A 14,768-nucleotide genomic window follows, 5' to 3' on the forward strand; every position below is an offset into this window, starting at 1 on the left:
GTTTTCTATTGTTTTATAATCCTGAAATAAGCCTCGCGGTTATCTCCTGTAACTTTAAAGATATAAACACCTGATGCAAACGCAGAAATATCGGTATCTATTACTGTGCCGTTAACGGCTTTGTCAAACAATAACTGGCCGGATATATTGTATGCCATTATATGGTTTATTGTCTGCCCCGCGCTTATGTGCAAGTTGCCATTTGTAGGGTTAGGGTAGTACTGAAATTGTGTAAAAGCAGCTTCGTCTATACCTAATACGCATGAAACTGTTGCGTTCCATCCGGCCTGGGTAGAAAATTCATCAGAAATAAATTCAAACGTAAGTGCGCCGTCTGTTGCGGATGATACAAAAGGGCCCGGAATTTCATTACCTGTATACGCCCCAAGTAACGGTGCTGTAGTATCGGCACCATCATATACGTACATATAATCATAATTCTCTTCAAGGCTAAACTGTGTAAAGGTTACCGTAAAACTTTCTGAAGGGCTTTCCGGCCTTATGGTGCGTATAAGGTGCTGCTTATTGCCATAATTTCCAAAAGCCCCACCCGTATCAGTAAATGTGGCACCACTGCACCAGTTGGCACCTCCGGTAAATATAACACTGTGAGTTTCTGGCTCCATACCTTCTACGCATATTGGCCTCACGCCAAAAGTATAATAGGTTTCCGGGTTTAGGTTATTAACGGTAAAAGTGTTTTCGGTTACGGTTTGCCAGTTTGTGATAGCACTATTAATAGTATTATAGCCTACCTCCCATGGGCCACCGTTGTCATCAGTCCACATAATGGTAGCCGATTGCATGCTGTTATCCATTACAGAAAAGGCAGAAACGGTATTAATGCAGGTATTAATACAATCGGTACTAAGGCATGAAGAAGAAGTTATATGGTTTAGTATGCGGTTGGCCGGTTGTGGCCCAAAGCCGTTGGCAAAGTTAATACCCACACCAGGCACCAGGTGACAATAGCTCATTATGGTACCTTTTACGGCAGGGTCTGGTATAGGCCCCTCATCACAATTGCCTTCTACAAAGCCTGCCTCGGTGCCGCAGCCATCTATGGCAGTATTGTTGCCATTCCAGTAACAGCCATGTGTGTGGGGGGAGCCATACAGGTGCCCCAGTTCATGGGTTATTACTTCTACCGTCCACGAAAAAAGGGGTACCTCCTCAAATTCAAAGTAAATATCGCCATAGCTTATATTATAGTCGCTGCACAACCCGGCTACATCTATAGCCACGCCGCCAAAACCGCCATTATCCATACCCAGCAACTGGCCTACATCGCCATCAAACACAGGGCGCATCTGGTAAAATTGAAAAAGATAGTCACCAGAGCCTACACCCGAGTAAGGGTCTGGCTCTGTCCATACAAAAACAGATTTTATAGCGGTGGTAATACCGTCATTTGCAAAAAGAGTCTGCACATTATTAAATGCCGCCGTTATCCAGGCAACGGTTTGGTTGGTACTGAAATTATTTTGTACATACAGGCTGTAATCCAGCTCAAAATATACGGTTACACAATGCTCACTTAAGGTATTTTGGGGGCTTTTTTGTCCAAACTGCTGTGCCGGCACACCTGTAATACCGCCATCGGTACTACAGGTAAAATTATTTAGCACAGTAAGGTTGGCATCGCTGTAAACAATATAATCTGTTGTATTACCAGCTTTTTGCCTGCGGCCTGCAACAATGTTGCCCAGCTGGGCAGAAGAGGCGATGCCGCTAAACTCATCATTAAAAAAAGTAAATGCAGCTACCGATGTATAATCGCCACTTATAATACCGCGGTAGTATACCCCATTTTTAACAGGGATGTTTTTTTGCTTATCAGTATCTACATGAAACCCTTCGGCTGTTATATCTACTTTATACAACAGCAATGTTATATCGGTACCGTTATAGGGCAGTGTAAGCGCTATGGTATTGTATGCATGTGATACTACCGTATGCAGCTCCTGCGGGTTTATGCGGGCATAGGTTGCATTTTTTACAGCTTTTTCGGTATGGGCTTTATCAGCCCAGGAGTTTACACTAAGCGGCATTACAGGCCTGAAATTGGCCTGTTGCCCCATAAGGCGTTCTACTTGTTGCCCTACTTTGTGCTGGGCAAAAACAGGCAAAGCAAAAAGCAGTGCCAGGATATAATAAAATTTTTTCATGTAAGTAATTACGAAAATTTTATAAAAGCAGATGCCTTATAAGTTTTTTAAGTCTTTTATAACCTTAAAGGCAAGGTCTACTTCTTCTTCGCTTACCAGTATGGTAAACTCAAAAGAGGTAGAAATAACCTCATTAATAATGATGCCTTCCCAGGCCAGCCTTTGGAATATATAGTAATATACGCCTGGTGTAGAAATGTTGTCTTTTGGCAGTTTTACAGTAATAGAAGCCAGGTCTTCGGTACGGGCAATCTGTTTTTCATCACTAAACAATTTCTCTACAACATTTTTTATAGAAGAGCTTACTACTATATTGGTTTCGTTTACCCCGCGAGATGAGGTGTAAAAAACATCGGGGTTGGCGTTTATTGTTTTTATAAGCTCTGCCTGTTTGTTGAGTATGGTATCTGAAACAGCAAACGAAAAATCGGTAAGGGAAGAGCGCACCGTAATTTCGCCAATGTTCTTCAACACTTTTACTATTTTATGGTTTACCCTGAAATCGAGGTCTTCTGAAAGCCTTTTTAGCGACATGACCACGGCGCCCTGCTTTATATCTTTACCTAATTCCTGCTCCAGTTCAGGCATCATGGTACGGGCCAGTGAGGTTAAATTTATAATACCCTGCGAAAGGGCACTTAATAAAAATGGTTTGGTTTTAATGTAATGTTCTACTACTGATGAGATGGTTTTCATGGTGTGTAATTTGTTGTGTATGTAGCTTTTAGTTGGTGTAAAGATATAAAATAAAACAATTTGTTATATATTTAACATTAAAAATAAAAAAAGGCATCTTCAAGATGTTCAACGTTATATACTGCCCCTTTTTTATGTATGGCTATAATATCAAACCGCGTTTGGGCATCAAGTTCATATTGCATTATATATTCATTAACGGCTTTTAGCAAGAGTTGTATTTTTTTTGGTTTTACAAAATCCTGCGGCAAGCCAAATTCAACGCTTGACCTTGTTTTAACTTCTACAACGGCCAGTATATTACCTTTTTGCGCTAAAATATCTATCTCAGCTTTTTGGTATACATAATTGCGCTGCAATATGGCGTAACCCGCTTTTTGCAGGAACGCAACGGCTATTTCTTCCCCTTCTTTACCCAGCTCATTATGCTGTGCCATTATTTAAAAACAATTTGGGTTGCGTTTTCCCTAACCTCAAGGGTAATTTCTTTGCCCATTACCAGCGCGCGGTTATCATGTATATGCCCTGCCGGAAAATTAAAGCAAATGGGTATGTTATAGTCTTTTGTAATATCCTTAATAATTTCTAAGGCATTGTGCCCCCAGGGTATATCATTATCATTCATGTCACTCATCTCACCTATAATAATACCCTTAACATTTTTAAAATAGCCATTTCGCTTAAGGTTCATCATCATACGGTCTATGTGGTACAGGTATTCGTCTAAATCTTCAATAAACAGTATTTTACCTGTCATATCAACCTCTGAGGGTGACCCTATAATACTGTATAATACCGAGAGGTTGCCACCTACCAGTATGCCCGTTGCCGTGCCGGTTTTATTAAATGGGTGTGCAGCAACAGTATATTGCAGCGGCTCACCAAACAGGGCCTTATGCAGGGTTTCTTTCGCTGCGGCCGTGGCATGCAGTACACTAACACACATAATGCCGTGTATGGTGGCAATATCCATATTGTTGATATGGCTGTGCAGTACGGTAGCGTCGCTAAAACCTACAATCCATTTGGGGTGAAGCTTAAAGTTGTTAAAATCAACACGGTCTATCATCCGGGCGGTACCGTAGCCCCCTTTGGCGCACCATATTGCCTTAACCGAGGGGTTGTCCAGCATTTGCTGAAAATCGGTAGCACGCTGCCAGTCGGCACCTGCCAATTGGTGGTTGTTGTCTTTGCCAATAGTGTTGCCCAATACTACATTGAGTCCCCAGCTTTTAAGCAATGCAATGGCAGGCTTAAGCGGGGCTTCGTCTATTTTACGGGCAGTAGCCACTATAGCCACGGTATCGCCTTTTTGCAGGTAGGGTGGTATTTTCATTTTGTGTTGCTGTGCATAAGTTGAAATACAAAATAACAAAAGTAGTGCATAGGTATATCGAAATGTAATATAAGCTTTTGGCATATTATTGATGTCTAATTATATAAACGCTTTACTTTATCTGATATTTCTTTAATAAGTAAATTTTCATTTGAAGCAAAGTTGAGAATACGGCCGTCATATTCTTTAGCTTTAGCCGTTATTTCACGGCTTATGGAGGTTCCGAACAAAATTATTTTAATTTTTCTGCATTTTTTTAAAGTACGCAAACCCCGTAATTGTGCCTGTGTAGATTTTAAAAAAGCATTTTGTGATATAAAAATGTAATCAGGGGCGGCTATAACATCTATTTTCACAAGGTCTACGGCCTCTTTAACACTGGGAAATGTATTCTTAATAACATTAGGGTAGGTTTTATTAATGGTGTCAATATATTTTTTTCTGTTAGATGATTCAATATCAATAATATAAACAAATGTTTTGTGCTGCATACATATTATTTTATTGCGATTCAATGTTTCTTATTCATGCCTGCAATCATGCTTTCAAGCTGTGCCAGGCGTTGTTCTGTCTTGTCAGAATTTTCAGGTATAGTATACCGGAAAACATGCAAAATCTTCCACAATCCGGTTATTTTTTTACATTCCAGTGTTAAAGGTTCTACGCCGGGATGATTAGCCTTTAAAACTGCTTTTTCATCCTGTATATATATGGTACGCAGGTAAATAGCATTATCACTAACAGCAATAACCAGCTGCCCTGATATATCAGGGTCTTTCACACTTGTCACTGCCTCACCAATCACCACATCTTTAGGTAAAAATTTTTCAGCCCCGCCAGACATAGAGAGGTCATTTACTACATAAGCCAGCCTGTCGATTCCACCAATATTAGGCAGGTGTATGTAGGGCAGGTAAATACTGCCAATGGTATTAGAAGTGCGGTATTCTTTTAAAAAAGACTGTTCAACCTCTGGTGTAATGCAGGCTACCCCCTCAAAAACTGGGGTAGAAGGTATGCTGGTGCCGGTAGTCATGGCTTCGTTAAAATGCAGCAGGTCGTTTATCGTAAGTTCTTTGGTTAGCAGATTTTCAAGACCAATGCTAAAATGGTTAGCAATTTTTATAACAGTATCTAATTTTGGGTTACTACGGTTTTCTTCATACGCGCCAAGTGTAGCTCGCTTTAAATCAAATAGTTCTGCAAAATCTTGCTGACTTAAACTATGTACTTTCCGTATTTTTTTGAGATTTTTACCAAATACCATAAAAATATTATGCTAATATTATTTGCAAATATTAAAACCTTTTGTAACTTTGTGCTAACAATATGAGCAAATATACAAATTTATGCTAAGTATATGAGCGTAGATTTTAAAAATTGTTCGGTTGTTAAAAAAATCATAACAATATTATTTGCCTCTATGGGCAAAAAAAGCGAGTTTTATAACCAACTAATACCTGTAAAAACATGAAAGACTATTTTGGAGTGGTGAAAAATTACCTTAACGCTCTTGAGCTTGAAATCAAGTACGAAAACAGCCGGGACGGCATTGTGATTGTAAGCAATGAGCAGGAGGGTATTTTTAACCTTATTATTTGCGTGGCCTACCCCATTGTGATTTTTGAGCAGTTTCTGTTTGAGGTCAAAAATGAGTCGCCAAACGTTTATAAAGCGCTGCTCCAAAAGAACCGCGACATCATTCACGGGGCTTTTGTGCTGGATACTACGGGTAGGAAAGTTATATTCAGGGACTCGCTGCAACTCGAAAATTTAGACCAAAATGAGTTTGGGGCAACTATAAATTCGCTCAGCCTGCTGCTAAGCGAGTATTCTGACCAGATTATTAACTTTTCAAAAAATTAACAACGATGAAATTCTTAAAACGATTATTCAAAATAGGGCAGGCCGAAGTGCACCACACCATAGATAATATGGAAGACCCTATAAAAATGACAGAGCAGGGACTGCGCGATATGCGCGGCGACCTTGATAAAAGCCTGGAAGCCCTGGCACAGGTAAAAGCCATGAGCATACGCGCCAAAAACGAAATGGAAGACTGCGCCAACAGGGCAGAGGATTATAATGAAAAGGCCATGCTAATACTTAAAAAAGCACAAAAGGGCGACCTTGATGCCGCCGAGGCTGACCGCCTGGCTACAGAGGCGCTGATTAAAAAGGAAGAAGCCTTGGCAAACCAGAAGCGTGCCGAAGCCGATAAGGAAAAGTTTGACCAGAATGTGCTGCAGATGGAAGGCAATGTGCAAACCATTAAGCAGAATATAGGTAAGTGGGAAAACGAACTTAAAATACTCCGCTCCCGGGTTAAAGTGGCCGATGCCACCCGCAACCTTAACGAGCAAATGGCCAAGATTGACAGCAACGGTACCATAAACCTGCTGGAACGTATGAAAGAAAAAGTATTGCAGGAAGAAGCCCTTGCCGAAGCCTATGGTGAAATTGCCGGGGCATCAAAATCGGTAGATGATGAAATAAACAGTGCGGTAGATGTAAAAAAAGACAAAGCCAACAGCGAGCTCGAAAAGATGAAAGCACAGCTGGGCATCGGCGCCGCTAAAGATGAATAAATAACAAACCAACCACCATGAAGGAATTAATAGAAATTTCTTTTTCGCCCGTAAATGCTTTTTTTACCATAATGTGCATCATCATGGTACTGTACTGGATATTGGTTATAATTTCCGGTATAGACCCAGACCTGTTCAGTGTCGATTTTGATTCGGCCGATGTAGACCTGGACGCTGATATTGATGCAGATACTGATGCCGACGGGCAGGGTATAGAAGGGCATAGCGGGTTTATGAAGGTGCTGGAATATTTCAATTTTGACGAACTGCCACTCATGTTCATCATCACCGTAATATTCTTCTCCATGTGGTTTATCAGTGTAAACATTACCTACTACCTCAGTATCAATACTGTGTGGCTGGGCTTTGTATTGCTGATACCCAACCTTATAGTAAGCCTGTTTTTGGTAAAGCTTATGGCAAAGCCACTGGGCTATCTCTACAGGCAGGTAAACCATAAGGGAGAACCCGAAATAGATTTTTTAGGCAGGCGCTGCAAAGTGGTATCATCAGTAGGGCCGCAAAAAACCGGGATGGTAGAGCTTATAGTGAGTGGAGACCCTATTAAACTGTATGCCCGCAGCAATACAAACGAGGTAATACCCGCGGGGCAACAGGCCGTTATAGTGCGCGAAGCCGAAGGCGGAAGGCACTTTCTTATAGAAAAATTCGACTACTAAAAACAAAAGCCATGATAGCTGTATTAGTGTTTATTGCCATGGCCGTTAAGCATGTAATAATGCATACGGCAGCTTATTTTATATAAAACCAATTCAAATATAAATCAATTCAATAACTAAAAACAAAATGTTAGGAAACTCATTACTCATTTTTTTGATAGCCGGGATAATAGTGGTTATCGGTGTCCTTGTCTGGATTATCTCCATGTACAAAAAAACCATTCAGGGCAAAGTTATCGTGCGCACCGGCAGCGGCGGTACCAAAGTATTTTTTAATGCCGGGCTGGTAGTGCCGGTACTCCATAAAATGGAGGTTATGGACATCTCGGTAAAAAAGCTCGATGTAGAACGCAGCGGCCTAAACGGGCTTATCTGTAAAGACAATATCCGTGCCGATATTAAGGTAACTTTCTTCATCAAGATAAATAAATCGGCTGGCGATATTATAAACGTTGCCCAGACCATAGGCTGTGCCCGTGCTTCAGAAATTGGCGTACTGCGCGAGTTGTTTGATGCCAAATTCTCAGAAGCCCTTAAAACCGTAGGTAAAAAGTTTGATTTTATCGAGTTATACGAAGCCCGAAGCGAGTTCCGCGAGGAGATTATCTCCATCATCGGTACCGACCTGAACGGTTACATACTGGACGACTGTGCCATTGATGATCTGGAGCAGACTTCGTTAAGCCACCTTAAGACCGATAACATTCTGGATTCTGAAGGTATCAAAAAGATTACCGAGCTTACTGCAGCGCAAAACATCAAGTCTAACCTTATACGCCGCGATGAGGAGAAAACCATCCGCAAGCAGGACGTAGAGGCGCGCGAGGCAATTTTGGCATTAGACCGCCAGCTTGCCGAAAAAGAAGAGGTTCAAAAACGCGAAATAGCCAATATAAAAGCACGCGAAGAGGCAGAAATTGCCAAAGTGTTTGAAGAAGAAAGGCTGAAAAGCGAAACAGCTCGCATAAGCACTGCCGAAAAAGTTCAGGTAGCTGAAGAAAACAAAGACCGCCTGGTTATTGTGGCTGCCAAAAACAAAGAGCGTACCGCTGCGGTAGAAACCGAGCGTGTAGAAAAAGACCGCGCCCTGGAGCAAACCGAAAGGGAGCGTATTGTTACCCTTGCGCAGATTGAAAAAGAAAAAGCGGTAGAGGTAGAGCGCAAAAACATTCAGAATGTGATACGCGACCGCGTAATGCTGGAAAAAGGCGTGGTGCAGGAGCAGGAAAGCGTTAAGGATATTGAGGCGTTTAAAGATGCCGAAAGGAAGAAAAAAGTGGCTGTTACCCTTGCCGAGAAAGAAAGTGAGGAACTGTACATTAAACGCCTTAAAGCTGCCGAAGCAGAAAAAGAGGCTGCGAAGCAAAAAGCCGAGGAAATTAATATTGAAGCGGCTGCCCGTATGGCTGCCAGCGAGAAAGAAGCCGAAGCCCGCAAGATACTTGCCGAGGCCAAAGCCAAGGAAGATGCTACGATAGGCCTTTCTGAAGCACAGGTAATGCACGCCAAGGCCGATGCCAGCGAAAGGCAGGGTATTGCTGATGCTACGGTTATCGAGAAAAAAGCCCTTGCCGAAGCTGCTGGTATTAAAGCCAAAGCTGAAGCCGAAAGGGAGCTTGGATTCTCTGAAGCGAATGTTATAAAAGAAAAAGCCCTTGCCGAAGCAAGCGGTATAGAAGAAAAAGCCGAAGCCATGAAAAAACTGGATGGTGTAGGTAAAGAGCACGAAGAGTTCAAGCTAAGGCTTAACAAAGAACTTCAGGTTGACCTTGCACACATTAACATACAGAAAGATATTGCCGATGCCCAGGCCAATGTTATAGGCGAAGCGCTTAAAGCAGCTAAAATTGACATTGTGGGTGGCGAAACCATGTTCTTTGACCAGATTGTGGGCCAGATTACCAAAGCCAAAGGCTTTGACAGGCTGGTAAACCACAGCGAGAACATTACCGATATTAAAGAAGCCATTTTAGGCGAGGGCGAAAGCACAGAAAACCTCCTGGACAGGGTGAAAGGCTTTGCCGATAAATACGGTATCTCTTCAGAAGATATTAAGAACTTTACCGTAGCCGGACTGCTGCTGGAACTGCAAAAACGCAGTGATGACTCCGGAGAAAAAGGCCTGTTCTCTAACCTTATGGGTATGGCCAAAAACCTTGGGCTGAGTGATAAGAAGCTGGGGTAAGTAAGCTGCAAAGAAGCAAAGTAACAGGTTAGCAACCGTCATTGCGAGCGAAGCGCGGCAATCCAAACAGATTGCTTCGTCGTTCCTCCTCGCAATGACATTCCCCTTCTTTGGAGGGGTTAGGGGAGGCTTCCTTTGGACAGGGGATGGGGGTGAGAAATAACAATAATAACAAAAACCAACATGAGTAAACTGGAAGGCGGTACTTATGAAATTATACAGGGGCGTTTGCAAACCCAGAAGAACGACCTTTCGGGTCGGCTGCAAAAGCTCAACGAGGCACGCAAAGAAGTTTTTGGCAGTATAGAAACCAAACTTATTGCCAACAACCGTATAGTAACCCAAAACAACTGCATACCTGCCGATATTGTTTCGGTAGGCGATAAATGCATCTTTGGCTACAACGTGCACTTCGGGCTGCGTACCGATATCAAAACGGAAGATGTTTTCAGCATCTATGTGTATGAAAACGGTGAGTTTCGTGAGGAGGGGCTGGGGCTGATTAACGATGAGGCGTTCCTTACCGATTTCTTCAACCTGTATAAATATTACCGCGATACAAATTTCAGGAAATTCTTTATTACGGGCAATTACCTGCACATGGTATTCCAGTTAAGCGACCGCCTGTCAGATATCAAAACCTTTAAATGGCTGATAAAAGACAATACGCTTACCTATGTAGACAACCGCAGCGACCACGAATATAAATTTCCGCGCCAGCATGATTTTAAGTGGCTGCAAACCACGCGCGATATGCAGGTATACGGTAAGCACCCGCACGTTTCTATACTCGATAAAGTGTTTGTAGAAACCATTGGCGGCACTCTTACCATAAAAATTGAAGACAACACCACAACCGGCAAAGGCATATATGAGGAGGAGGTAACCCAACCCGACCAGACCCTTGACGACGGCGAGTTTGCCTATTGCGATTTGGGCAATCTTATTGCACTCCGAATCAAACCCTTTCAGGAGGAGGCGCGATATTTTATATACAACCACAAATTGCAGGAAGTCCGCAAGATAGACAGTCTTGAAACTTCAGCCATATTGCTGCCGGAGGGCCACGGGCTTATCTTCAGTAACGGTTATTATCTGCAAACCGGGGAGTATAAAATATTTGAGAACAGCCTGCAAAATCTGATGTTCCAGGAGCGTATAGCCTCACCCAACGGGGAAGACTTTATGTATGTGTTTTACGAGGAAAAATACGGGCAGTATGCCATGATGACCTATAACCTGATTACACGCCAGGTAAACACACCCATAGTATGCAACGGTTTTACCATTTTAAAAGATGGTGAACTCTGCTATTTCCGCGCGGCAGAAGAGCAGGCCAAAACACACCTGGTACAAATATGGCAAACCCCTTTTGTAAAGGCCGATGTAATGCCTTCGCAGCACAAGGACAGCTACATTTATAAAATTGGCAACAAGGATATTGTTAAGGCAATGGCCGATTGCCAGGCGATTATCACCCTGCTGAATAAAAATGACGATTATGAGGGGTTATATGCCGACCTTACCCGTATGGCACAAAACATACTGGACGGTTATTACTGGATTACCAGTAAAGAAACTTTTGAACTGCATATACCCCTTACCGAAATAAAAAATACGGCAAATGCTGCTATTGACGAGTTTGAAAAGGTGGTACAATTGCGGCAGAACGCCCAGAAGATAACTGAAGAAATACAGCAAAAAGCAGAGGAGCTGTTTATTAGGATAAAAAGTTCGCCGCTAAATGACATTGATGTTTTTGTAGCTGACCTTGCAGGGTTGCGTGCCCTGCGTGGTGAAGTTATAGGCCTGCGGGAGGTGCGCTATGTAGATGCGGAGTTCATCAATAGCCTTGAAGCAGAAATTGTAGCCCAGACTGAGGATATATCGCAAAACTGCGTACAGTTCCTTATGGATGAAAAGGCGCTGGAGCCGTATCATAAACGCGTTGCAGAGAAACAGGGCGAAGTTGACAGCATTACTACCGTAGTAGAAGGCAAAAAACTGAATGAGGAAGTAGGCGCCATTACGGCCGACCTTGAAATGCTGATTGATATTGTGTCGAACCTGAAAATTGAGGATACCTCACAGTCCACACAAATTATCAATAACATATCCCTCATTTTTGCCACGCTCAACCGGGTTAAGGCCGATATAAAAAATAAGATAAGCACACTGGGCAGCAAGGAAGCCAAAGCCGATTTTGCCGCACAGATTAAGCTGATAGACCAAAGTATTGTAAACGCGCTTGACAGGGCAGTTACCCCCGAAAAGGCCGAAGAACTGCTCAACAAGGTTTCGGTACAGATTGAAGACCTGGAGGCGCGTTTTGCCGATTTTGAAGAATTTACCGCGCCCATCATCGAAAAGAGGGAAGAAGTATATACGGCGTTTGAAGCCCGCAAAAATGCGTTGGTTGAAGCCCGTAACAAAAAGGCTTCGGCAATAGAAAGCGCTGCTTCGCGCATCCTGAAAAATGTGGCATCCAAGGCACTTACATTTAACTCGGCAGAGGAGATAAACGGTTATTTCGCAGCCGACCTTATGGTGTCTAAACTGCGCGACCTGGTAACACAGCTTGTAGCACTGGAAGACACCGGCAAGGCCGAAGCCCTGGAAACCGAACTGAAGTCGGCCCGTGAAGATGCACTGCGCAAACTGAAAGACCGCCAGGAATTGTATGAAGATGGCGAAAACATCATCCGCCTGGGCAACCACAAGTTTGCTGTAAACAGGCAACCGTTAGACCTTACCATTGTGTATCGTGACGGCGGCCTGTATTATCACTTAACTGGAACCGATTTTTACCAGGAGCTTAAAAGCGGTACGCTGGCGGCATCTAAAAAATACTGGGACCAGGAACTGGTTTCAGAAAATGAGGCCATTTACAGGGGTGCCTACCTTGCGTATAAAATTTTCCGCAGCCATAAGACGGATGAACTTTATAACATGACCGACGAAGCCCTGCAGGCATTAGTGGCGGAGGAAACCTCCCGCAATTATACCGAAGGCTACGTTAAGGGTGTACACGATGCCGATGCCTTTAAAATTTTAAAGGTACTGGCAGAAAAGCACCACAGCCTCGGCCTGTTGCGTTACAGCCCTGATATACGGGCAGTGGCACAGTTCTTCTGGCATAGTTTAGATGATGATGCCCAAAAGGTACTCAACAGTAAAATAAAAGCAGCAGGTGGCGTGCTGGCGGTGTTCCCCAACAGCAGTGAATTTGAATATATTATTGATGAACTCAAAGCTAAAATACAGGAGTATCTGGCTTCAGGCGTATTGCCAAAAGCCTTAAAGCCCGATGCCGCACAAATAGCACACTACCTGTTTGCTGAGCTTAAGGACAACGATGCCTTCAGTATCAGCCATAATGCAGCACAGCTTTCAGGAGCCTTTGCCAAAATGCTTGAGAGCAAAGGTGCTACAGTAACTTTTCGGCACAACCTTGAAAATGCACCCGATGCGGCAAGCGCCATACAACTGGCGGCACAGTGGGTACGCTCTTTTTTGGCCGATGCCGGAGAGAAAAACAACAACAGCTACCTGTTTGAAGTAGTGGCCCTGCAATTGTATAAAGATGCCTCAGCAGAAAAAAGTATTGCCATAGCGCCCGATGCCGTTATTACCGGTATGGCAGGTGCACACCGTAATATTATTAATGGTGAGTATCATTTTAATTACCATGATTTCATGGCAAGGCTTTCGGCTTATGTTGAGCATGAGGTACCTGCCTTTGAGGGATTCCGAAATGAGCGGCACAACCTTACACAGGACTTAAAAGAACAACTGCGGCTGAATGAATTTATGCCGAAGGTACTTACCTCATTTGTACGGAATAAGCTGATTGACCAGGTGTATCTTCCGCTTTTTGGCGAAAACCTTGCAAAACAACTGGGCAGTGCGGGCGAAAACCGCCGTACCGACCGTAGCGGGATGTTGCTGCTGGTATCACCCCCCGGTTATGGTAAAACCACACTGATGGAATACCTTGCTAACAGGCTTGGGCTGGTGTTTATGAAGATAAACGGCCCCGCCATAGGGCATGAGGTAACTTCGGTTGACCCGTCTTCAGCTAATAATGCCGCGGCGCGGGAAGAACTTAAAAAGCTGAATCTTGCATTAGAGATGGGTAATAACGTAATGTTGTATGTAGATGACATTCAGCATTGCAGCCCGGAGTTTTTACAGAAATTCATCTCCCTTGCCGATGGTACCCGTAAAATAGAGGGCGTATATAACGGGCAACCTAAAACGTATGATATGAAGGGGAAGAAATTCTGCGTGGTGATGGCGGGTAACCCTTATACCGAAACCGGAGAAAAATTCCGTATACCGGATATGCTTGCTAACCGTGCCGATATTTATAACCTTGGTGATGTAATTGGTAATACTGCCGAATTGTTTGAACTGAGCCTGATTGAAAATGCGCTAACGTCTAACCCGGTACTTACAGGGCTGATGGCTAAAAATGCCGATGATTTATATCCGCTTATTAAGGCAGCCGAAACCGGGCAGCGCGATGGCATGGAACTGAAAGGCAACCACAGCAAAAATGAAATTGAAACCTATCTTGCCGTACTGGATAAGGTGGTAAAAGTGCGTGATACCGTGCTAAAAGTAAATGCGGCCTATATTGCCTCTGCCGCTATGGAAGATGCCTACCGCACCGAGCCACCGTTTAGGCTACAGGGCAGTTACCGGGATATGAACAAGCTGGTAGGTAAAATTGTACCGGTAATGAATGATGCCGAAATACAAACACTATTGCTTTCGCATTACCGTAACGAAACACAGACGTTAACCAGTGCCGCAGAAGCCAACCTGTTAAAGTACAAAGAAATGTCCGGTCAGTTAAATGAAGAAGAAAACGCACGCTGGGCAGCCATAAAAGAAACCTTTGTAAAAAACAACAAACTCAAAGGCTTTGGCGACAGCAACAATATGGCACAGGTACTCAGCCAGATGATGGAGTTTACCAACCATATAGAAGGCATAAAAGAAATATTACGCGAAGGACTTAACAATAACTAACCAATAAAAAACTACCATGTTTTTTAGGGCTGATACTTAGGTGTCAGCCTTTTTTTGTTTTCCATTTCGAACGGAACA

General features: G+C 43.3%; 11 protein-coding genes. 5 read left to right on the plus strand and 6 right to left on the minus strand.

Annotated elements, in window-relative coordinates:
* Positions 1-5 precede the first annotated feature (5 nt).
* From ABS766_RS06905 to ABS766_RS06930, 6 genes are all read right to left on the minus strand, one after another.
* Complete coding sequence (locus ABS766_RS06905; RefSeq protein WP_408084398.1) at positions 6-2,168, minus strand: M12 family metallo-peptidase; 2,163 nt, start codon at positions 2,166-2,168, stop codon at positions 6-8.
* A gap of 36 nt (positions 2,169-2,204) precedes the next feature.
* The gene (locus ABS766_RS06910; protein WP_408084399.1) at positions 2,205-2,864 is read right to left on the minus strand and encodes an aspartate kinase; all 660 of its coding nucleotides are present in this window, start codon (positions 2,862-2,864) and stop codon (positions 2,205-2,207) included.
* A gap of 77 nt (positions 2,865-2,941) precedes the next feature.
* Entirely contained in the window at positions 2,942-3,301 is a 360-nt protein-coding gene (locus ABS766_RS06915; protein WP_408084400.1) for a YraN family protein, read from the minus strand.
* Entirely contained in the window at positions 3,301-4,200 is a 900-nt protein-coding gene (locus tag ABS766_RS06920) for a S66 peptidase family protein (protein ID WP_408084401.1), read from the minus strand. The genes ABS766_RS06915 and ABS766_RS06920 overlap by 1 nt, the downstream gene beginning before the upstream one ends.
* Before the next feature lie 95 nt (positions 4,201-4,295).
* Complete coding sequence (locus ABS766_RS06925; protein WP_408084402.1) at positions 4,296-4,691, minus strand: hypothetical protein; 396 nt, start codon at positions 4,689-4,691, stop codon at positions 4,296-4,298.
* 20 nt (positions 4,692-4,711) lie between these two features.
* Positions 4,712-5,467, minus strand: a complete 756-nt coding sequence (locus tag ABS766_RS06930; RefSeq protein ID WP_408084403.1) for a helix-turn-helix transcriptional regulator — start codon at positions 5,465-5,467, stop codon at positions 4,712-4,714.
* A 203-nt stretch (positions 5,468-5,670) separates the two neighbouring features.
* Here ABS766_RS06930 and ABS766_RS06935 point away from each other — a divergent pair, with 203 nt between their 5' ends.
* The 5 genes from ABS766_RS06935 (at position 5,671) to ABS766_RS06955 (ending at position 14,690) form a co-directional block, all read left to right on the plus strand.
* Positions 5,671-6,066 (plus strand): YbjN domain-containing protein, encoded by a 396-nt coding sequence (locus ABS766_RS06935; protein ID WP_408084404.1) that lies wholly within the window; start codon positions 5,671-5,673, stop codon positions 6,064-6,066.
* A gap of 5 nt (positions 6,067-6,071) precedes the next feature.
* Positions 6,072-6,788: a PspA/IM30 family protein gene (locus ABS766_RS06940; protein ID WP_408084405.1), complete on the plus strand. Its 717-nt coding sequence runs from the start codon at positions 6,072-6,074 to the stop codon at positions 6,786-6,788.
* Between the two features lie 17 nt (positions 6,789-6,805).
* Positions 6,806-7,468 (plus strand): hypothetical protein, encoded by a 663-nt coding sequence (locus ABS766_RS06945; protein ID WP_408084406.1) that lies wholly within the window; start codon positions 6,806-6,808, stop codon positions 7,466-7,468.
* Positions 7,469-7,595: 127 nt separating this feature from the next.
* Positions 7,596-9,653 (plus strand): flotillin family protein, encoded by a 2,058-nt coding sequence (locus ABS766_RS06950; protein WP_408084407.1) that lies wholly within the window; start codon positions 7,596-7,598, stop codon positions 9,651-9,653.
* Positions 9,654-9,836: 183 nt separating this feature from the next.
* A complete protein-coding gene (locus tag ABS766_RS06955) occupies positions 9,837-14,690 on the plus strand; it encodes a DNA repair ATPase (RefSeq protein ID WP_408084408.1) in 4,854 nt (1,617 codons plus the stop codon).
* The last annotated feature ends 78 nt before the right edge of the window (positions 14,691-14,768 follow it).

Source organism: Flavobacterium rhizosphaerae (assembly GCF_046000445.1).
Classification (GTDB): domain Bacteria; phylum Bacteroidota; class Bacteroidia; order Flavobacteriales; family Flavobacteriaceae; genus Flavobacterium; species Flavobacterium rhizosphaerae.

Coding starts and splice junctions, on each gene's coding strand:
- ABS766_RS06905 (WP_408084398.1), bottom strand. CDS start 2,168: ATGAAAAAATTTTATTATATCCTGGCACTGCTTTTTGCTTTGCCTGTT.
- ABS766_RS06910 (WP_408084399.1), bottom strand. CDS start 2,864: ATGAAAACCATCTCATCAGTAGTAGAACATTACATTAAAACCAAACCA.
- ABS766_RS06915 (WP_408084400.1), bottom strand. CDS start 3,301: ATGGCACAGCATAATGAGCTGGGTAAAGAAGGGGAAGAAATAGCCGTT.
- ABS766_RS06920 (WP_408084401.1), bottom strand. CDS start 4,200: ATGAAAATACCACCCTACCTGCAAAAAGGCGATACCGTGGCTATAGTG.
- ABS766_RS06925 (WP_408084402.1), bottom strand. CDS start 4,691: ATGCAGCACAAAACATTTGTTTATATTATTGATATTGAATCATCTAAC.
- ABS766_RS06930 (WP_408084403.1), bottom strand. CDS start 5,467: ATGGTATTTGGTAAAAATCTCAAAAAAATACGGAAAGTACATAGTTTA.
- ABS766_RS06935 (WP_408084404.1), top strand. CDS start 5,671: ATGAAAGACTATTTTGGAGTGGTGAAAAATTACCTTAACGCTCTTGAG.
- ABS766_RS06940 (WP_408084405.1), top strand. CDS start 6,072: ATGAAATTCTTAAAACGATTATTCAAAATAGGGCAGGCCGAAGTGCAC.
- ABS766_RS06945 (WP_408084406.1), top strand. CDS start 6,806: ATGAAGGAATTAATAGAAATTTCTTTTTCGCCCGTAAATGCTTTTTTT.
- ABS766_RS06950 (WP_408084407.1), top strand. CDS start 7,596: ATGTTAGGAAACTCATTACTCATTTTTTTGATAGCCGGGATAATAGTG.
- ABS766_RS06955 (WP_408084408.1), top strand. CDS start 9,837: ATGAGTAAACTGGAAGGCGGTACTTATGAAATTATACAGGGGCGTTTG.